The sequence below is a fragment of the Streptomyces sp. NPDC033216 genome (genome assembly GCF_055577115.1).
On the sequence record NZ_JBVIQK010000013.1, the window covers coordinates 40,607 to 60,229 of the forward strand.

At 71.6% G+C, this 19,623-nt stretch carries 17 protein-coding genes; 3 read left to right on the top strand and 14 right to left on the bottom strand.

Annotation, left to right across the window (positions count from 1 at the left end; genetic code table 11):
- Nucleotides 1-132 precede the first annotated feature (132 nt).
- From truB to rimP, 7 genes are all read right to left on the bottom strand, one after another.
- Complete coding sequence (truB, locus tag ACZ5Y0_RS23265) at nucleotides 133-1,038, bottom strand: tRNA pseudouridine(55) synthase TruB (RefSeq protein WP_469130607.1); 906 nt, start codon at nucleotides 1,036-1,038, stop codon at nucleotides 133-135.
- Nucleotides 1,035-1,487, bottom strand: a complete 453-nt coding sequence (rbfA, locus tag ACZ5Y0_RS23270) for a 30S ribosome-binding factor RbfA (protein ID WP_469130608.1) — start codon at nucleotides 1,485-1,487, stop codon at nucleotides 1,035-1,037. The genes truB and rbfA overlap by 4 nt, the downstream gene beginning before the upstream one ends.
- A 44-nt stretch (nucleotides 1,488-1,531) precedes the next feature.
- The gene (locus ACZ5Y0_RS23275; protein ID WP_469130609.1) at nucleotides 1,532-1,828 is read right to left on the bottom strand and encodes a DUF503 domain-containing protein; all 297 of its coding nucleotides are present in this window, start codon (nucleotides 1,826-1,828) and stop codon (nucleotides 1,532-1,534) included.
- 182 nt (nucleotides 1,829-2,010) lie between these two features.
- Complete coding sequence (infB, locus tag ACZ5Y0_RS23280) at nucleotides 2,011-5,121, bottom strand: translation initiation factor IF-2 (protein WP_469130610.1); 3,111 nt, start codon at nucleotides 5,119-5,121, stop codon at nucleotides 2,011-2,013.
- 147 nt (nucleotides 5,122-5,268) lie between these two features.
- Nucleotides 5,269-5,565 (bottom strand): YlxR family protein, encoded by a 297-nt coding sequence (locus ACZ5Y0_RS23285; protein ID WP_469130611.1) that lies wholly within the window; start codon nucleotides 5,563-5,565, stop codon nucleotides 5,269-5,271.
- Nucleotides 5,566-5,693: 128 nt separating this feature from the next.
- A complete protein-coding gene (nusA, locus tag ACZ5Y0_RS23290; protein ID WP_469130612.1) occupies nucleotides 5,694-6,680 on the bottom strand; it encodes a transcription termination factor NusA in 987 nt (328 codons plus the stop codon).
- A 2-nt stretch (nucleotides 6,681-6,682) separates the two neighbouring features.
- Entirely contained in the window at nucleotides 6,683-7,201 is a 519-nt protein-coding gene (rimP, locus tag ACZ5Y0_RS23295) for a ribosome maturation factor RimP (protein WP_469130613.1), read from the bottom strand.
- 450 nt (nucleotides 7,202-7,651) lie between these two features.
- Between rimP and ACZ5Y0_RS23300 the strand changes: the two genes are divergently transcribed.
- The 3 genes from ACZ5Y0_RS23300 to ACZ5Y0_RS23310 are packed head-to-tail and all read left to right on the top strand — an operon-like array spanning nucleotide 7,652 to nucleotide 9,537.
- Nucleotides 7,652-8,083: a hypothetical protein gene (locus tag ACZ5Y0_RS23300; protein WP_469130614.1), complete on the top strand. Its 432-nt coding sequence runs from the start codon at nucleotides 7,652-7,654 to the stop codon at nucleotides 8,081-8,083.
- Entirely contained in the window at nucleotides 8,080-8,616 is a 537-nt protein-coding gene (locus ACZ5Y0_RS23305; RefSeq protein WP_469130615.1) for a ferritin-like domain-containing protein, read from the top strand. Before ACZ5Y0_RS23300 ends, ACZ5Y0_RS23305 begins: the two co-directional genes overlap by 4 nt.
- Before the next feature lie 27 nt (nucleotides 8,617-8,643).
- Nucleotides 8,644-9,537 carry an aminoglycoside phosphotransferase family protein gene (locus tag ACZ5Y0_RS23310; RefSeq protein WP_469130616.1) on the top strand — a complete coding sequence of 298 codons (894 nt, stop codon included), beginning with the start codon at nucleotides 8,644-8,646 and terminating at the stop codon, nucleotides 9,535-9,537.
- Nucleotides 9,538-9,716: 179 nt separating this feature from the next.
- Here ACZ5Y0_RS23310 and ACZ5Y0_RS23315 read toward each other — a convergent pair whose 3' ends face one another.
- The 7 genes from ACZ5Y0_RS23315 to ACZ5Y0_RS23345 form a co-directional block, all read right to left on the bottom strand.
- Nucleotides 9,717-11,420: a proline--tRNA ligase gene (locus ACZ5Y0_RS23315; RefSeq protein WP_469130617.1), complete on the bottom strand. Its 1,704-nt coding sequence runs from the start codon at nucleotides 11,418-11,420 to the stop codon at nucleotides 9,717-9,719.
- Nucleotides 11,421-11,527: 107 nt separating this feature from the next.
- Nucleotides 11,528-12,058, bottom strand: a complete 531-nt coding sequence (locus tag ACZ5Y0_RS23320; protein WP_469130618.1) for a GNAT family N-acetyltransferase — start codon at nucleotides 12,056-12,058, stop codon at nucleotides 11,528-11,530.
- A gap of 79 nt (nucleotides 12,059-12,137) precedes the next feature.
- Complete coding sequence (locus tag ACZ5Y0_RS23325) at nucleotides 12,138-12,986, bottom strand: GNAT family N-acetyltransferase (RefSeq protein ID WP_469130619.1); 849 nt, start codon at nucleotides 12,984-12,986, stop codon at nucleotides 12,138-12,140.
- A 289-nt stretch (nucleotides 12,987-13,275) separates the two neighbouring features.
- The gene (gene ispG, locus ACZ5Y0_RS23330) at nucleotides 13,276-14,433 is read right to left on the bottom strand and encodes a flavodoxin-dependent (E)-4-hydroxy-3-methylbut-2-enyl-diphosphate synthase (protein WP_469130620.1); all 1,158 of its coding nucleotides are present in this window, start codon (nucleotides 14,431-14,433) and stop codon (nucleotides 13,276-13,278) included.
- A gap of 207 nt (nucleotides 14,434-14,640) precedes the next feature.
- Nucleotides 14,641-15,945, bottom strand: coding sequence for a M50 family metallopeptidase (locus ACZ5Y0_RS23335; protein WP_469130621.1), 1,305 nt, complete (start codon nucleotides 15,943-15,945; stop codon nucleotides 14,641-14,643).
- Nucleotides 15,942-17,123 carry a 1-deoxy-D-xylulose-5-phosphate reductoisomerase gene (dxr, locus tag ACZ5Y0_RS23340; RefSeq protein ID WP_469130729.1) on the bottom strand — a complete coding sequence of 394 codons (1,182 nt, stop codon included), beginning with the start codon at nucleotides 17,121-17,123 and terminating at the stop codon, nucleotides 15,942-15,944. The genes ACZ5Y0_RS23335 and dxr overlap by 4 nt, the downstream gene beginning before the upstream one ends.
- 358 nt (nucleotides 17,124-17,481) lie before the next feature.
- Nucleotides 17,482-19,416 (bottom strand): acyl-CoA dehydrogenase family protein, encoded by a 1,935-nt coding sequence (locus ACZ5Y0_RS23345; protein WP_469130622.1) that lies wholly within the window; start codon nucleotides 19,414-19,416, stop codon nucleotides 17,482-17,484.
- Nucleotides 19,417-19,623: the final 207 nt, after the last annotated feature.

Below are 19,623 nucleotides of genomic sequence, written 5' to 3' on the forward strand. Positions count from 1 at the left end.
AACGGGGTGCGTTGGACACACCCTAGGGGTGGGGGAACCGAGGGGGGACCGTGGAGCGGCGGCGGAGCAGGACTCCGTGCTCGCCGCTCCACGGGCGAAGCGAAGGCGGAACAAAGGCGAAGCGGAGGGGCCTCAGCCGAAGACGGCCAGGCTCTTGGCCTTGCCCTTCTGCTCCTCCACCAGGGCCAGGAAGCGGCCCTGCGGGTCGAAGACGCCGACCGCGCCGGCGCCCGCGTACTCCTCGGGCATCTCCAGGCGCACACCGTTGAGGAGCAGCCGGGCCCGCCGTTCGTCCACGTCCCAGCGGGGGAAGGCGGCCGTGGCGGCCTCCGCGATCGGCATCACCGTCAGCTCCTCCTGGAGCTGGTCCAGCGTGCGGGCGGAGTCCAGCTTGTAGGGGCCGACGCGGGTGCGGCGCAGCACCGTGAGGTGACCGCCGACGCCCAGGTCGGCACCCAGGTCGCGGGCGAGAGCGCGGATGTAGGTGCCGGAGGAGCAGACCACCGAGACGATCAGGTCCAGGACGGGGGTGCCGTCCTCCGCGACGGCGTCCCGGACGTCGTAGACCGTGAACGAGGAGATGGTGACCGGGCGGGCCGGGATCTCGAAGTCCTCGCCGTCGCGGGCCCGCTTGTAGGAGCGCACGCCGCCGATCTTGATGGCGCTGACCTTGGACGGGACCTGCATGATCCGGCCCGTCAGCTTGGCGATCCCGGCGTCGACGGCATCGCGGGAGACCCCGGAGGCGTCGGTGGAGGAGGTGATCTCCCCCTCGGCGTCGTCCGTCAGGGTGTTCTGGCCCAGCCGGATCGTCCCCAGGTACTCCTTCTCGGTGAGTGCGAGGTGCCCGAGGAGCTTGGTGGCCTTCTCGACGCCGAGGACGAGGACGCCCGTCGCCATCGGGTCGAGGGTGCCCGCGTGCCCGACGCGGCGGGTCTTGGCGATCCCGCGCATCTTGGCCACGACGTCGTGCGAAGTGAAGCCCGACGGCTTGTCGACGATGACAAGGCCGTCGGGCGGGGTCTGCTTCGGGTTCATTCGGCGGCGTCGTCCGTCTCGTCGTCCTCGTCGGGCTTCTTGTACGGGTCGGCGCCGGCGGCGTACCCGGCGCCCGCGGACGCCTCGCGCACCTTCTCGTCGGACTGTCGCGCCCGGTCGAGGAGGTCCTCGATGGTGCGGGCGTTGTCCGGGAGGGCGTCGGCGACGAAGCTCAGCGAGGGCGTGAACTTCACCCCCGCGGCGCGGCCGACCTCGGAGCGCAGGACACCCTTGGCGCTCTCCAGGCCCGCGGCGGCGGCGGCCCGCTCCTCGTCGTCCCCGTACACGGTGTAGAAGACGGTCGCCTCCCTGAGGTCACCCGTGACGCGGGTGTCCGTGATGGTGACGTGGGAGCCGAGCCTCGGGTCCTTGATCCCACGCTGTAGCTTCTGGGCCACCACCTCTCGGATGAGGTCCGCCAGCCTCTTGGCGCGCGCGTTGTCGGCCACTGGTCCGTCTCCCGTTCTTTCTTCTCTTGCGTTCTCTGGTGTGGTCAGTCGTCGTGTTCGCCGTGGAGACGGCGTCGGACCGACAGCAGCTCCACCTCGGGGCGGCCGGCGACCAGCCGTTCGCACCGGTCCAGTACATCGGTCAGATGCTCCGTGTCCCCGGACACCATGGCCAGGCCGATGACCGCCCTGCGGTGCAGGTCCTGGTGGTCCACCTCGGCCACGCTCACCGCGTACTTGCGCTGGAGCTCGGCGACGATCGGGCGGACGACGGAGCGCTTCTCCTTCAGCGAACGTATGTCGCCGAGGAGGAGGTCGAAGGACAGCGTCCCCACATACATGTGTAACCGGTTCACCCGCCGGTACGGGATCGATGGCCCTGCTCTGGACGAACAGGGGCATCAAGAACGGTACAACGATCCCGGTCGCGGCTCGACGGGGTTTTCTTCCCCGCTCACCGCCGCCGGAACGCCGTACCGGCCGGCGGGGACAGCGCCCCGCCGGCCGGTACGAACCGTGGGTGTCACACCCGCGGCTTCTCCCGCATCTCGTACGTCGCGATGACGTCGTCGATCTTGATGTCGTTGAAGTTTCCGAGGTTGATACCGCCCTCGTAGCCTTCGCGGATCTCGGTGACGTCGTCCTTGAAACGACGCAGGCCCTCGATGTTGAGGTTCTCCGCGATGACCTTGCCGTCGCGGATGAGGCGCGCCTTGGTGTTGCGCTTGACCTCGCCCGAGCGGACCAGGACACCGGCGATGTTGCCCAGCTTGGACGACTTGAAGACCTCGCGGATCTCCGCCGTGCCCAGCTCGAACTCCTCGTACTCCGGCTTCAGCATGCCCTTCAGGGCCGCCTCGATCTCCTCGATCGCCTGGTAGATGACCGAGTAGTACCGGACATCCACACCCTCGCGCTCGGCCATCTGCGCCGCGCGGCCGGCCGCGCGGACGTTGAAGCCGATCACGATGGCGTCCGAGCCCATCGCGAGGTCCACGTCGGACTCCGTGACGGCACCGACGCCGCGGTGCAGGACGCGGATGTCGACCTCTTCGCCGACGTCCAGCTGGAGCAGCGAGGACTCGAGGGCCTCGACCGATCCGGACGCGTCACCCTTGATGATCAGGTTCAGCTGCTGGACCTCGCCGGCCTTCAGGGCCGCGTCCAGGTTCTCCAGGGAGAACCTGCGCGTGCGCTTGGCGAAGGCCGCGTTGCGCTCGCGAGCCGCACGCTTCTCGGCGATCTGACGGGCCGTACGGTCCTCGTCGACCACCAGGAAGTTGTCGCCGGCGCCCGGGACGTTGGTGAGACCCAACACCTGGACCGGGGTCGACGGACCCGCCTCGGCGACGTTGTTGCCGTTGTCGTCGAGCATGGCGCGCACGCGGCCGTAGGCGTCGCCCACGACCATCGTGTCGCCGACCCGCAGGGTGCCTCGCTGGACGAGGACCGTCGACACGGCACCACGGCCGCGGTCGAGACGGGACTCGATCGAGATGCCCTGCGCGTCCTGGCTCGGGTTCGCCCGCAGGTCGAGCGAGGCGTCGGCCGTGAGGATCACGGCCTCCAGCAGGGAGTCGATGTTCAGACCCTGCTTGGCGGAGATGTCGACGAACATCGTGTCGCCGCCGTACTCCTCGGCCACCAGACCGAACTCGGTGAGCTGACCGCGCACCTTGGTCGGGTCGGCACCCTCGACGTCGATCTTGTTGACCGCGACGACGATCGGGACGTCGGCCGCCTTCGCGTGGTTGAGCGCCTCGACCGTCTGCGGCATGACGCCGTCGTTGGCCGCGACGACCAGGATCGCGATGTCGGTCGACCGGGCACCACGGGCACGCATGGCGGTGAACGCCTCGTGACCCGGGGTGTCGATGAAGGTGATCTTGCGCTCTTCGTCGTTGACCTCGGTCGACACCTGGTAGGCACCGATGTGCTGCGTGATGCCGCCGGCCTCGCCCGCGATGACGTTCGTCTTGCGGATGGCGTCGAGCAGTCGGGTCTTACCGTGGTCGACGTGACCCATGACGGTGACGACCGGGGGACGGACCACCAGGTCGTCCTCGTCGCCCTCGTCCTCGCCGAACTCGATGTCGAAGGACTCGAGCAGCTCGCGGTCCTCCTCCTCCGGGCTGACGATCTGAACCAGGTAGTTCATCTCGCCCGCGAGGAGCTGGAGCGTCTCGTCGGAGACGGACTGCGTGGCCGTGACCATCTCGCCGAGGTTCATCATGACCGCGACGAGCGACGCCGGGTTGGCGTTGATCTTCTCCGCGAAGTCGGTGAGCGACGCACCGCGCGACAGGCGAATGGTCTCGCCGTTGCCGCGAGGCAGCATCACGCCGCCGACCGACGGGGCCTGCATGGCCTCGTACTCCTGGCGCCTCTGCCGCTTCGACTTGCGACCGCGACGCGCGGGACCGCCGGGACGACCGAAGGCGCCCTGCGTGCCACCACGGGCACCGGGACCGCCGGGACGGCCACCGAAGCCGGGACGACCGCCGCCGCCACCGCCGGGACCGCCGGGACGACCGGCGAAACCGCCGCCACCGGCACCGGGAGCACCGGGACGACCGGCGAAGCCGCCGCCGCCGCCACCGGGACGACCGGCGAAGCCGCCGCCACCGGGACGACCGCCGCCGCCACCACCGGGACGACCGCCGCCGCCGGGGCCGCGACCGCCGGGACCGCCGCCACCGGGGCGGGGACCGGCAGCGGGACGCTGCGGCATCATGCCGGGGTTGGGACGCGGGCCACCGGGACGCGGGGCGCCGCCCTGCGGGCGGGGCATACCGGCCGGGGACGGACGCGCGCCGCCCGGGGACTGCGGACGGGGGCCGCCGCCCTGGGCGCCGGGCGCCTGGGGACGCGGACCGGCGCCGGGGGCACCGGCACCGCCGGGACGCGGACCGCCGGGGCCGCCCTGCGGGCGCGGGGCCTGCGGACGGGCCATGCCGGCGTTGCCGCCGGAGGTGAAGGGGTTGTTGCCCGGACGCGGACCGGACGGACGGGAGCCGCCCGGACGCGGAGCGCCGCCACCGGGACGCTGGCCCTGCGCGGCGGCCGGGCGCTGGCCCTGACCGCCCTGCTGACCCTGGCCGGCGGCCGGACGGCCGGCGGGACGGGGTGCGCCGGGACGCGGGCCCTGGGAGGCCGGCTTCTGGGCGGCCGGGGCGGCCGGAGGCGCCGGCGGAGCGGTGAACTCCGGGGCGGCGGGAGCCGGACGCGGCGCGGGCCTGGGGCCCGGACGCGGGCCGGAAGCCGAGGGTGAGGCCGACGGCGCGGGGGCCGACGGAGCCGACGAGGCGGCCGGAGCCACGGGCGCGGCGGGCGCCTCGGGCTGCTGAGCCGTCGGCGGCTTGGGGGAGGCCGGCCGAGGTGCGGCCGGACCCGGACGGGCCGACTGCGCCGGTGAGGGCGCCGCGGGCCTGGGGGCAGCCTTGCGCGGGGCGGGCTTCGCGGACTTGCCGCTGCCACCACCCTGGAAGGCGTCAGTCAGTTTGCGTACAACGGGCGCTTCGATGGTCGAAGACGCCGAACGGACGAATTCACCGAGTTCTTGGAGCTTGGCCATGACGACCTTGCTCTCGACCCCGAACTCCTTGGCGAGTTCGTATACCCGGACCTTAGCCACTTCGCTCCTTTTAGGTCCGGGTGTGTCCGGACCGTCGCTACTTCATGGGCGTACTCATCGCGTGCTCATCGAGTGCTCATCGCAATCTCGACCTACTTCCAACTCGCGGGGTACCAGAGCCGCACGGGGGTTCCGTGCGACGCCTTCTTACGGTGTTGCCTGCTCGGCAACGATCGTCTGCCCGACGTACTGGCGCAACGCCTTTGTGTCGAGCGCTCCCGGGGCTCGCAACGCCCTCGTGAACGCCCGGCGGCGTACCGCCTGGTCGAGACAGACCTGGGCGGGATGCAGATACGCACCCCGGCCGGGCAGCGTACCGCGAGGATCGGGGACGCATGCGTCCTTGATCGCCACGATACGCAGCAGTTCCGTCTTGGCCGCCCGCTCCCGGCACCCCAGACAGGTGCGCTCGGGGCGTGCTCGGGCGTGCGTCCGGCCAGACACAGTTAAGTCTACCTCCCCGCGGCGACCTCACCCCAATGGGGCGGCGGTCGAACGGTTGCCGCGCGTATAACTGACGTGATCTGAGCGTGCGGCGGCCGGGATCTGTTCCCCGGGCCCGCCGCACTGGGTCATTCGGCGGGCTGCTCGGTGTCCGGCCGGATGTCGATCCGCCAGCCGGTCAGACGGGCGGCCAGGCGGGCGTTCTGGCCCTCCTTGCCGATCGCCAGCGACAGCTGGTAGTCCGGCACGGTCACGCGCGCGGAGCGGGCCGCCATGTCGACGACCTCCACCTTGGAGACCCGGGCGGGCGACAGGGCGTTCGCCACCATCTCGGCCGGGTCGTCCGACCAGTCGACGATGTCGATCTTCTCACCGTTCAGCTCGCCCATGACATTGCGCACCCGGCCGCCCATCGGGCCGATGCAGGCGCCCTTGGCGTTCAGGCCCGAACGGGTGGACCGTACGGCGATCTTGGTGCGGTGGCCGGCCTCGCGGGCGATGGCGGAGATCTCGACGGATCCGTCGGCGATCTCCGGCACCTCGAGCGCGAACAGCTTCTTCACCAGGTTGGGGTGCGTCCGCGAGAGCGTCACGGAAGGACCGCGCACACCCTTCGCCACCCGGACGACGTACGACCGCAGCCGCAGGCCGTGCGGATACGACTCGCCCGGGACCTGCTCCTGCACCGGCAGGATGGCCTCGAGCTTGCCGATGTCGACGAGCACGTTCTTCGGGTCGCGGCCCTGCTGGACCACGCCGGTGACGATGTCGCCCTCACGGCCCGCGTACTCGCCCAGCGTCGCGTCGTCCTCGGCGTCCCGCAGGCGCTGGAGGATCACCTGCTTGGCCGTGCTGGCGGCGATACGGCCGAAGTCGGACGGGGTGTCGTCGAACTCGCGGGGCTCCTGGCCCTCCTCGAGGTCCTCGGGGTCCTCCTTCGCCCACACGGTCACATGACCGGATTCCCGGTCGAGCCGCACGCGCGCGTGGCGGCGGCTTCCCTCGGTGCGGTGGTAGGCGATGAGGAGGGCCGACTCGATCGCCTCGACCAGCAGGTCGAAGGAGATCTCCTTCTCCCGCACCAAGCCCCTCAGGGCACTCATGTCGATGTCCACGGCTACGCCTCCTCCTCTTCCTTCATGTCCTTCTCGTCCTGCTTGTCCTTGCGGTTGAACTCGACCTGGACGCGGGCCTTCTCGATGTCGGCGAAGGCGAGCCTGCGGGTGGTGGCCTTGCGGCCCTTCACACCCGGCACCTCGACGTCGAGGCCGTCGTCGTCCACGTCGATGATGCGGGCGACGATCTCGCCGCCCTCGTGGAGCTGGAACCTCACCAGGCGGTCCGTGGCACGGACGTAGTGGCGGTGCTCGGTGAGGGCGCGCTCCGCGCCCGGGGTGCCGACCTCGAGGGTGTACTCGCCCTCGCCCATCGCGTCCGTCTCGTCGAGCTTCGCCGAGAGCGCGCGGCTCACATCGGCGATCTCGTCCAGGTCCGCTCCGGTGTCGGAGTCGACGACCACGCTCAGCACTCTCTTGCGACCGACGGAGTCCACGGTGATCTCTTCGAGGTCCAACCCCTGGGAGGTGACGAGCGGTTCGAGCAGTTCTCGCAGCCTCTCGCTCTGGGTGGTGCTCATCCGGGTGACTCCTCGGCCGCGTGTGCTGTTGTGGGATGGGGCGCGTGTCTGGTCAAAGGGTATCCGGTCGCGGGGTGTGTTGCCGTCCACCGAGTGGCCCACCGGCGCCGGACGACACCCGTCGGCGCCCGGCGGGCCACCGACGGTGCCGGTGACGGGCGCCGGGCCGACGCGCGGGTACGGTGATCACGGGTCTGCCCGCGCGTGAGCGGCCCGTGATCGGTTCCTTTCGTACGAGATTCCCCGAGGACGTCTGCCGTGCCGTTCCCGCCGCCTGTGCGCACCCCCTCCGGGCCGCGCCGAAGAACTCTGCTCGCCTCGGCCGCCGGGGCCGCCCTGCTGGCCGGGTGCTCCGGCGAGGGGGACGCCGGGAAGAGGGCCCCGGGCGGCCGGTCGGACTCGGCGGAACATCGTGCACGCGCGCGTGCGGCGGCGGACAGCGCGGGACTGGTGGAGCGCTACGACGCCGTCCTCGCCGTCCATCCGGCGCTGGCGGCGCGGCTGGCACCGCTGCGGGCGGAGGTCGTGCGCCACGTGACGGCGTTCGGCGGTGCCGAGGGTGTCGCCACGGCGTCACCTTCGCCCTCGTCTGAGTCGTCGGCTTCGGCGTCGGCGCGGCCATCGGCGTCACCGTCGCCGTCGGCGCCGGCAGGGGCGCCGTCCGCGCCCGCGGCTTCCGGGGGTGTCCCGCCCGCGCCGTCCGTCGCCGTTCCGGCGGATGCCGGGGACGCGCTCGCCGGCCTGGCCGGGGCCGAGCGGACCCTCGCGGACCGCAGGGTCGCCGCGCTGGTCGACGTGCCGGGTGAACTCGCCCGGCTGCTGGCCTCGGTGGCGGCGGCCGGGGCGGCACACGCGTACCTGCTGACGGAGGGGGCCCGATGAGCGAGCGGGACACGGGGGTGGTGACGGCCCTCCAGGCCGCGCTGGCCGCCGAGCACGCGGCGGTGTACGGCTACGGTGTGGTCGGCGGCCGGATCCGTGAGGGTCGGCGCACGGAGGCTCGGGCGGCGTACGACGCGCATCGGGCGCGCCGGGACGCGCTGGCTCGCGACGTGCGCGACCTGGGGGCAGAGCCCATCGCCGCGAGCGCCGGGTACGCCCTGCCGTTCGCCGTGCCGGACTCCGCCGCCGCGGTCCGGCTCGCCGCCGAGCTGGAGGAACGCGTCGCCGGGGTCTACTCCGACCTGGTCCGGGCGGCCACCGGTGCGCGGCGCCGGGCGGCCGCCGGTGCGCTGCGGGAGGCCGCGGTCCGTGCGGTGCGCTGGCGCGGCGGGAGCGTAGCCTTCCCTGGTCTCGCCGAGCGGGCCGGTGCGGGGACCGACCCGGCCGCCACCGGGGCCGGGGCCTCGGCGACGAAGGCGGGTTCGGTGACCCGGACCCCCACATCGATCCCGACCCCCACCCGGACGGCGTAGGCCGAAGCAGGAGAGGACGACTCGCGTATGGCTTTCGAACCGCCGCAGCGTCTGGTCAGGGCGCTGGCCGAGAGCGCGCCGGACGGTGACGACTGGTTGGAGAGACTGCCGGAGACGGTCCGACAGGCCGCCTCGCGACGCGAGTTGACCGTGGAGCGGGTGCAGGTGCCCGGTGGCCGCAGCAGCCTGGTGGTGCTGGTGCGGTACGCCGACGGGACGCCGGCCGTGCTGAAGCTCGCCCCGGCCCGCTTCCGGCCGGAGGCGGAGCGGACCGCTCTCGCCCACTGGGACGGTCTGGGCGCGGTGCAGCTGGTGGAGGGCCCGGTGAGCGAAGGGGTGCTGCTGCTGGAGCGGCTGCACCCCGATGTGTCGGTACGGTCGCTGCCGGAGGCGAAGGCGCTGCTGGAGGCGGCGGGGACGTTGCGGCGACTGTGGGTGGAACCGCCGGCCGGGCACTCCTTCGAGACGGTGGCCGAGCGGACCGGGCGACAGGCCGAGGTGATGCGCGCGCGTGCCGACGCGGAGGTGGCAGCGCTGGTCGACGCGGCGCTCGCGGCCCGCGAGGAGCTGGTGGCCGCGCCGCCCGAGCACCGGCTGCTGCACGGCACGTTCCGGCAGAGCAAGGTGCTCGCGGGTGAGCGGATGCCGTGGCTGGCCGTGGGGCCGGATCCGGTGGTCGGCGAGTGCGCCTTCGACCTGGCGCGGCTGGTCCGGGACCGGGTGGAGGACCTGATCGCCTCCCCGTCCGGGGCGGCGACGACCCGGCGGCGGGTGAAGCGGCTGGCGGAGTCGCTGGAGGTGGACCAGGAGCGGCTGCGGGGGTGGACGCTGTTCCGGGCGGTGGAGTCGGGCGTACGGGCACTGCGCGTGGGGCGGCCGAAGGACGCGGAGTTGCTGCTGGAGTTCGCCGGGTGGGTTTGAGGGATCGTGGGGCTCAGGGTGGTGACGGTCGGCCGCCGCGAGGGCCGCAGTACCCCTCGCGCCCTCCGCGGACCGCGGCGGCGCCTCGTTCCCTGATGGCGATGACCCTTCCCCGACCGTAGGGACGTCGTGTCACGTCCTACGGTCGGGCGAACGGTCATGACGCCGTCAGGGGGCGGTTACGCGGTCGTGAGGCGGGCGATCGCCTCGTCCACCGTCAGCTCCTCGCGCTCGCCGGTCCTGCGGTCCTTCAGCTCCAGGACGCCCTCGGCCGAACGGCGGCCCGCGACGAGGATCTTCGGTACGCCGATCAGCTCGGAGTCGGTGAACTTCACGCCCGGCGAGACCCCGGCCCGGTCGTCGACCAGGACGCGCAGACCGGCCGCCCGCAGCTTCTCGGAGACGTCCAGGGCCAGTTCCGTCTGGAGGGCCTTGCCCGCGGCGACCACGTGCACATCGGCCGGGGCGACCTCGGCGGGCCAGCACAGGCCCTTGTCGTCGGCGCTCTGCTCGGCGAGGGCCGCCACCGCGCGGGAGACGCCGATGCCGTAGGAGCCCATGGTGACGCGGACCGGCTTGCCGTTCTGGCCGAGGACGTCGAGCTTGAGGGCGTCGGCGTACTTGCGGCCCAGCTGGAAGATGTGGCCGATCTCGATGGCACGGTCCAGCTTGAGGCCGGTGCCGCACTTCGGGCAGGGGTCGCCCTCCCGGACGACCACGACGTCGACGTATGCGTCGACCTCGAAGTCACGGCCCGCGACGACGTTCTTCGCGTGCGTGTGCTCCTTGTTGGCGCCCGTGATCCACGCGGTGCCGGGCGCCACGCGCGGGTCGGCGATGTAGGTGACCTTCTCCAGGCCCTGCGGGCCGACATAGCCGCGGACCAGGTCGGGGCGGCCCACGAAGTCCTCGGCGGTGACCAGCTCGACGGCCGCCGGCGCGAAGTGCGCCTCGACCTTGTCCATGTCGACCTCGCGGTCACCGGGCACGCCGACGGCGACGATCTCGCCGTCCACCTTGACCAGGAGGTTCTTCAGTGTGGCGGAGGCCGGTACGCCGAGGGAGGCGGCGAGGGTCTCGATGGTCGGGGTGTCCGGGGTCGGGATCTCCTCGGCCGCGGGCACGGCGGAACCGTCGACCGGCTTCGACTCGTACGTGATCGCCTCGGTGTTGGCCGCGAAGTCGCAGTTCGGGCAGTCGGCGAAGGTGTCCTCGCCGGCCTCGGCAGGGGCCAGGAACTCCTCCGACTTCGAGCCGCCCATGGCGCCCGCGGTCGCCGCACAGATGCGGTAGTCCAGACCGAGACGCTCGAACACCCGCTGGTACGCCTGGCGGTGCAGGGCGTAGGACTTGGCCAGGCCCTCGTCCTCGGTGTCGAAGGAGTAGGAGTCCTTCATCAGGAACTCGCGGCCGCGCAGGATGCCGGCGCGGGGGCGGGCCTCGTCGCGGAACTTGGTCTGGATCTGGTAGAGGATGACCGGCAGGTCCTTGTAGGAGGTGCACTGGTCCTTGACCAGCAGGGTGAAGATCTCCTCGTGGGTGGGGCCGAGGAGGTAGTCGCCGCCCTTGCGGTCCTTCAGGCGGAACAGCTCGGGGCCGTACTCGTCCCAGCGGCCGGTCGCCTCGTACGGCTCCTTCGGCAGCAGCGCGGGGAGCAGCACCTCCTGGGCGCCGATGGCGTCCATCTCCTCGCGGACGATGCGCTCCACGTTGGCGAGGACCTTCTTGCCGAGCGGCAGCCAGCTCCAGACGCCGGCGGCGGTGCGGCGGACGTAGCCGGCGCGGACGAGGAGCTTGTGGCTGAGGACCTCGGCGTCCGCCGGGTCGTCGCGCAGCGTCTTCGCCATCAACTGGGACATGCGCTGGACCGGTGCGTTGGCCATGGTGTACGAACTCCTGCCGATCGGGATCCCCCCGCTCGAACCGGGCCGAGAGTGGGGAGGGTACTGGCTAGGAGGTTAGCCGGGAGCCCCGCGCGGTCGGAAATCCGTTACCCGCGGCGCAGCGGGAGAGGGGCGCCCATCACGGCGTAGGGGCGGGGAGCGCTGGGGAAGAGGACGCGGCGGGCCAGGTCCCGGTAGCCGAGGGAGTGGTAGAGGGCCCGGGCGGGGCTGTCGACGTCGATCGCGGAGAGGATCGAGCGGGGTTCGGTCGCGGTGTCCGTGATCGTGGTGATCAGGGACCGGCCCGCACCGCGGTGCTGGTACTCCGGGTGGACGTGCAGCTCGGTGATGACGAAGGAGTCGTCGAGCCAGGCGTCGTCGCCGCCGGCACGGAGGTAGGGCTCGACGACGGTGGACCACCAGTGCGCGCGGTCGTTGGGCATGCCGTAGACGAAGCCGACGAGTCTGTCACCGACGGTCGCGCCGAACGCTCTCGCGCCGGGGTTGGTCATGTGGCGCAGGACGATCTGCCTGCGGACGGCCACCTCGTCCGGGCCCAGTCCGAAGGCCACGGCTTGGACTGCGAGGGCCTCGTCCACGTGCGCGGGAAGGTCCAAGGGGCCGATCACGAGGTCCATGGCGGGGAGCCTACAGGGGGGTCACGGTCGGCCGCCGGGTGCGGAGCGGATGTGCGTGGGGCGGCGTGCGGCGAGACGGTCAGAACAGGACGCTCATGAACGCGCCGACCTCCTGGAAGCCCACCCTCCGGTACGTCCGCCGTGCGGTCGTGTTGAAGTCGTTGACGTAGAGACTGACCGTCGGGGCGACGTCCGCGAGCGCGTAGCGCAGTACGGCCGCCATGCCGGGGGCGGCCAGGCCCCTCCCCCGGTATTCCGGGGCGACCCAGACGCCCTGGACCTGGCAGGCCTTGGGGGTGGCCGCGCCGATCTCCGCCTTGAAGACGACCCTGCCCCGGTCGTCGAGGCGGGCGAACGAGCGGCCGGCCCCGACGAGTTCGGCCACCCGGGCCTGGTAGAGCAGGCCGCCGTCACCGGCCATCGGGGAGACGCCGACCTCCTCGGTGAACATCGCCACGCACGCCGGCATGATCGCGTCCATCTCGTCCTTGCGGATGCGGCGCACGTACGGGTCCGGGGCGATGTCGTCGGGCATGCGGTCGGTGACCATCAGGGGCTGGCGGGCGCGGACCTCGCGGGCGGGGCCCCAGTGCGGTTCGAGCAGCCGCCACAGCAGGGCCGTCGCGTCGGCGGGGCCCACGATGGAGGAGCAGCGGCGGCCGGCCCGGCGGGCACGGTCGGCGAAGGCGCGGACGGCGCGTGGGCCGGCGCAGATGGGGACCAGGTTGGCGCCGGCGTAGCACAGGGACGTCAGCATGCCGTCCTCGTACCAGCCCCACATCTCGCCGCCGAGGCGCCACGGGTCCAGGCCCGCGACCTGTACCCGCGAGGTCACGAAGGCGTTGGTGACCGGCTCACGGTCGAGGACGGCGAGGGCGGCGTCCAGGTCGCTCGGTTCGAGGACCCGGGAGGTGGTCTGCGTCAACACGTGCGGGGCCTCACACTGGGGTCTGCCTGATCTCCGCACTGTACCCGCCGAAAATGTGCGGCGCCGCCCGTCGTGGGGGCCCTGTGTCACCGACGTCGCATGATCTTGCAGACCGAGAGAACCGACGCGCGTAGGTGGCCGCCACGGGAGCAGCCGGCGGAGGCAGCCGACACCGTGCGTGGTCCTCCCCCCCCCCACGGCGGGGGCAGCCCGTGGGGGCCGGTCGCGCCGTGCCCGCGGCCCTGGGACGCCTGCGGCGATCCAGGGCGCGCTGTCCGGCCTGTCTCGTTCAGCCCGCTACCGAGACCTGGGGCTCGCCCGAGGCGATGCCGTCGGATTCCATCTGTTCGGCCAGCTTCATGGCCTCTTCGATGAGGGTTTCCACGATCTTGGACTCGGGGACGGTCTTGATGACCTCGCCCTTGACGAAGATCTGCCCCTTGCCGTTGCCGGAGGCCACGCCGAGGTCGGCTTCCCGGGCCTCGCCGGGGCCGTTGACCACGCAGCCCATGACCGCGACGCGGAGCGGGACCTCCATGCCGGTCAGGCCCGCGGTGACCTCCTCCGCGAGCTTGTAGACGTCGACCTGGGCGCGGCCGCAGGACGGGCAGGAGACGATCTCCAGACCGCGCTGCTTGAGGTTGAGGGACTCCAGGATCTGGTTGCCGACCTTGACCTCCTCGACCGGCGGGGCCGAGAGGGAGACGCGGATGGTGTCGCCGATGCCCTGGGAGAGGAGGGCGCCGAAGGCCACGGCGGACTTGATCGTGCCCTGGAAGGCGGGACCCGCCTCCGTCACGCCGAGGTGAAGGGGGTAGTCGCACTGGGCGGCGAGCTGGCGGTAGGCCTCGATCATCACGACCGGGTCGTTGTGCTTGACGGAGATCTTGATGTCGCGGAAGTCGTGCTCCTCGAAGAGGGACGCCTCCCACAGGGCGGACTCCACGAGCGCCTCGGGGGTCGCCTTGCCGTACTTCTGGAGCAGGCGGCGGTCGAGGGAGCCGGCGTTCACGCCGATGCGGATCGGGGTGCCGTGCTCCTTGGCGGCCTTGGCGATCTCCTTGACCTTGTCGTCGAACTGCTTGATGTTGCCCGGGTTGACGCGGACCGCGGCGCACCCGGCCTCGATCGCGGCGAACACGTACTTGGGCTGGAAGTGGATGTCCGCGATCACCGGCAGCTGCGACTTGCGGGCGATGGTGGCGAGGGCGTCGGCGTCGTCCTGGGTCGGGCAGGCGACGCGGACGATCTGGCAGCCGGACGCGGTCAGCTCGGCGATCTGCTGGAGCGTGGCGCCGATGTCGGACGTACGGGTCGTGGTCATCGACTGCACGGACACGGGGGCGTCCCCGCCGACCGCCACGGACCCGACCTGGATCTGCCGGCTCTTCCGGCGCTCGGCGAGCTTGGTCGGAACGGACGGCATGCCGAGAGAAATCGCAGTCATCTGCTGTGCAACCCCAAGTCGTGGATCAAGGTCCAGGTCCCGTCGGTGGCGGGCTCCAGGCTTCGAGATTACGGCACGGGCCCCGGCGCGGGCACTCGCCCACCCGCGAAACACCCGGGCGGGGGCACCCCCCGACCCGTTGCCGAGCCCAGTCGCTGGAAGGCGGCCCGGCACAGATCGTGCCGGGCCGCCGTGAACGCCGTAGGGCTAGGAGATCTTCACCGGGTTGACGACGTCCGCGATCAGCACCAGGACGGTGAAGCAGACGAAGATCCCGGCCACCACGTAGGCCACCGGCATCAGCTTCGCCACGTCGAAGGGGCCGGGGTCGGGGCGGCGCAGCAGCCTGGCGAGGTTGCGGCGCAGCGACTCCCACAGGGCGCCCGCGATGTGCCCGCCGTCGAGAGGCAGCAGCGGGAGCATGTTGAAGAGGAACAGGGAGAGGTTGAAGCCGGCGAGCAGCATCACGAACATCGCGAGCTGTTGCGAGGCCGGGATGTCGAGGGTGGCGATCTCCCCGCCGACCCGGGCCGCGCCGACGACGCCCATCGGGGAGTCCGGTTCGCGGGGGCCGTCGCCGAAGGCCGCGTCCCACAGGGCGGGGATCTTGGAGGGCAGGGCGGCGAGGGAGTCGACGGCGTCACCGACCCGCTCGGTCATCCAGGTCGCGGACTCGCCGAAGTCCTGTTTGACGACTCCGGTGGCGGCGCTGAAGCCGAGGAAGCCCGCCTTGACGTACTCGCCCTGGACGTAGGTGCCGTTGGAGTCCTTCTTCGCGACCAGGTTGGTGGCGATCTTCGCGTCGAGGGTGACCTCTCGGCCGTCCCGGTCGACGACGATCGCGACTTCCTTGCCGGCGCTGACCCGGATGAGGTCGGAGAGGGTGTCCCAGTCGTCGGTGCGCTTGCCGGCGAAGGAGACGATCTTGTCGCCCTTCTCCATGCCGGCGGCGGCCGCCGGGGAGGCGGGGTCGGTCTTCCTGCACGTGTCGCGGTTCTCGCTCTGCGCGATGACACAGGGCGAGACGGAGGCGACGGAGGTGGTCTGCTGCTGGATACCGAAGCCCATCAGCACGGTGAGGAACAGGGCGACCGCGAGGATCAGGTTCATGAAGGGGCCCGCGAACATCACGATGACCCGCTTCCACGGCTTGCGCGTGTAGAACATGCGCGTTTCGTCGCCGGGCCTCAGCTCCTCGTACGCCGCCGAGCGGGCGTCCTCGATCATTCCGCGCCAGGGCGAGGTGGAGCGGGCGGTGACGCGGCCGTCGTCACCCGGCGGGAACATGCCGATCATGCGGATGTAGCCGCCGAACGGGATCGCCTTGACGCCGTACTCGGTCTCGCCCCGGTGCCGTGACCAGAGGGTCGGGCCGAAGCCGACCATGTACTGCGGCACGCGGATGCCGAAGAGCTTGGCGGTGGACAGGTGTCCCAGCTCGTGCCAGGCGATCGACACCAGCAGGCCGAACGCGAAGACCACTATGCCGAGGATGAACATCAGGGTCGTCATGCGCGGGCCTCCGCCGTCCGTACCGCCAGTTCCCGGGCCCGGGCGCGGGCCCAGGTCTCCGCTTCGAGGACGTCCGGCACGGTGAGCGAGGTTCCCGAGCGCGGGGTGCCGTGTTCCTCGACGACCCTCGTCACGGTCTCCATGATCCCGTTGAACGGCAGCGCGCCCTTGCGGAACGCCTCCACGCACTCCTCGTTGGCGGCATTGAACACCGCCGGGGCCGTCCCCGCGAGCCGGCCCACATGGCGGGCGAGGTTCACCGAGGGGAACGCCTCGTCGTCGAGCGGGAAGAACTCCCACGTCGACGCCTTGCCCCAGTCGAAGGCGGGCGCCGCGTCGGGCACCCGCTCGGGCCAGCCGAGGCCGATGGCGATGGGCCCGCGCATGTCGGGCGGCGTCGCCTGCGCCAGTGTCGATCCGTCCGTGAACTCAACCATCGAGTGGACATACGACTGGGGATGCACGACCACCTCAATGCGGGAGAAGGGAATGTCGTAGAGGAGGTGTGCCTCGATGACCTCCAGGCCCTTGTTGACGAGGGTCGCGGAGTTGATCGTGATGACCGGGCCCATGGCCCAGGTCGGGTGCGCGAGGGCGTCCTCGACGGTGACGTGCGCCAGCTGTTCCTTCGTACGGCCGCGGAAGGGGCCGCCGGAGGCGGTGACGACGAGCTTGCGGACATCGGCGCGGGTGCCGGCGGCGAGGGCCTGGAAGAGGGCCGCGTGCTCGGAGTCGACCGGAATGATCTGGCCGGGTTCGGCGAGCGCCTTCACCAGCGGCCCGCCGACGATGAGCGACTCCTTGTTGGCGAGCGCGAGGGTGCGGCCCGCCTCCAGGGCGGCGAGGGTGGGCGCGAGGCCGATGGAGCCGGTGATGCCGTTCAGCACGGTGTGGCAGTCGGAGGCGGCGAGCCAGGTGGCCGCCTCCGGTCCGGCGAGGATCTCGGGGAGCGGCTCGCCGGGGCCGTACGCGTCGGCCAGGGCCTCCCGCAGAGCCGGTACGACGTCCTCGCGGGCGACGGCGACGGTCCGCACCCGCAGTCGGCGGGCCTGCTCGGCGAGGAGGGCGACGCGGCCGCCGTTCGCGGACAGGCCGGTCACCCGGAAGCGGTCAGGGTTGCGCAGCACGAGGTCGATGGCCTGGGTGCCGATCGATCCGGTGGACCCGAGGACCACCACGTCCTTGGGGCCGTCGCCCACCACGGGGTCGTACACGAGATGCGGGTCGGCCAGGGCGGGGGTCGGGAGCGCCGTCGTCCGCCCGGCGGGCGGGCCCTGCGGCGTCAGATGCGTGCTCTCGGCGTGCCGGGTGTCGGCCCTCGTACCGGGCGCACTCGGGCCGGCGCCCGGTGCGGCGAGAGTGCGTGCGTGGCGTCGCGGGGCGGACGGGGCTTCCGACCCGTGCCCTGAGGGGGTTGGACTGTCGCTCATCCCCCCATTGTTGCCGCAACGCACATGGGTGCGGACAGGGTGTCCCCCCGCGGCCCCCCTCACGGGGAACTCCTGGGGAGACAGCCCTGGCCAGGTGTCCACGGTGTCACCCGATCGGGCGGTGGACGTTCTCGTGTTCGGACGGCCCCGGAGTGGTGTCGGCGATCCAGGGACCCTCGCCCGAGGGGTCGACGATGCCCTGCTCCAGCCATTCGTAGGTGCCCGCGAGGACGCCCTTGACGACCTTGTGGTCGAGGTCGTCGGTGTTGGACCACAGGCGGTTGAAGAGTTCCTCGACCCGGATGCGGGACTGGCGGCAGAACACGTCGGCGAGCTGGTAGGCCTCGCGCCCGTGCTCGCCGCGGGAGCGCAGCAGCTCCGCGCGCACGCAGGCAGCGCTCATCGCGAACAGTTCGGCGCCGATGTCGACGATCCGGCCGAGGAAGTTCTGCTTGGTCTCCATGCGGCCCTGCCAGCGGGACATGGCGTAGAAGGTGGAGCGGGCCAACTTGCGGGCGTGCCGCTCGACGTGACGCAGGTGCGGGGAGAGGTCGACCTCGTGCTTGAACTCGCTGAAGGAGTTCGGGAGTTGACCGGGACCCGCGACGAGTTTCGGCAGCCACTTGGCGTAGAAGACGCCCGCGTTGGCGCCCGCCCTGGCCTTTTCCTGGAGGGACTTGTCGGGGTCGATGAGGTCGCCGGCGACCGAGAGGTGGGCGTCGACGGCCTCGCGGGCGATCAGCAGGTGCATGATCTCCGTCGAGCCCTCGAAGATGCGGTTGATGCGCAGGTCTCGCAGGACCTGTTCGGCGGGGACCGCCCGCTCGCCGCGGGCGGCGAGGGAGTCGGCGGTCTCGAAGCCGCGGCCGCCCCGGATCTGGACCAGTTCGTCGGCCATCCGCCAGCCCATCTCGGAGGCGAAGAGCTTGGCCAGGGCGCCCTCGATGCGGATGTCGTTGCGGTCCTCGTCGGCCATCTGCGAGGACAGGTCGAGCACGGCCTCCAGGGCGAAGGTCGTCGCCGCGATGAAGGAGATCTTCGCCCCGACCGCCTCGTGGCCGGCGATCGGCTTGCCCCACTGTTCACGGGCCGCCGACCACTCACGGGCGATCTTCAGACTCCACTTGCCTGCCGCCACGCAGGAGGCGGGCAGCGAGAGCCGGCCGGTGTTGAGGGTGGTCAGCGCGATCTTCAGGCCCGCGCCCTCGGGGCCGACGCGGTTCGCGGCGGGCACCCGGACCTGATGGAAGCGGGTGACGCCGTTCTCGATGCCGCGCAGACCCATGAAGGCGTTGCGGTTCTCCACGGTGATGCCGGGTGAGTCGGCCTCCACGACGAAGGCGGTGATGCCGCCCTTGTGGCCCTCGCTCCTCGGCACCCGGGCCATCACGACCAGCAGGTCGGCGACCACGCCGTTGGTGGTCCACAGCTTCACCCCGTCCAGGACGTAGTCGTCCCCGTCCGGTACGGCGCTGGTGGCGAGGCGGGCCGGGTCGGAGCCGACATCCGGCTCGGTGAGGAGGAAGGCGCTGATGTCGGTGCGGGCGCAGCGCGGCAGGAACCGCTGCTTCTGCTCGTCGGTGCCGAACAGCTTCAGCGGCTGCGGCACGCCGATCGACTGGTGTGCCGAGAGCAGGACGCCGACCGCCGGGCTGGCCGAGCCCACCAGGGCCAGCGCCTTGTTGTAGTACACCTGGGTGAGACCGAGACCGCCGTACTTGGGGTCGATCTTCATGCCGAGGGCGCCGAGTTCCTTGAGGCCGGCCACGACCTCGTCGGGGATGCGGGCCTCGCGCTCGATGAGGGCGCCGTCGATGCGGGTCTCGCAGAACTCACGGAGCTTGGCCAGGAACTGCTCGCCGCGCCGTACGGCCTCGTCGGTGGGCAGGGGGTGGGGGTGGATGAGGTCGAGGTCGAAACGGCCCAGGAACAGTTCCTTGGCGAAGCTGGGCTTCCGCCAGTCCTGTTCCCGGGCGGCCTCCGCCACCTGACGGGCCTCACGTTCGGTGACGACGGGCTTCTTGAGGGGTGGTGCGGACATGAGGCTCACCTCGCCGCGAATCGGGATCTCGGGCCACATTGGTTACCGATGGGTGCTACCCGATCGTTGGTACCCGATCCCGGGCGAGCCCACCACCCCTCGCGCGCCCGATCGGCCGACGGTGACCGAGGACGACCTGCCGTCCGGGTGGCCCGTTCCCTTGAGGACCTCGGTGCCGGACTCGATTCCGCAGACGGCTTGTCGTCG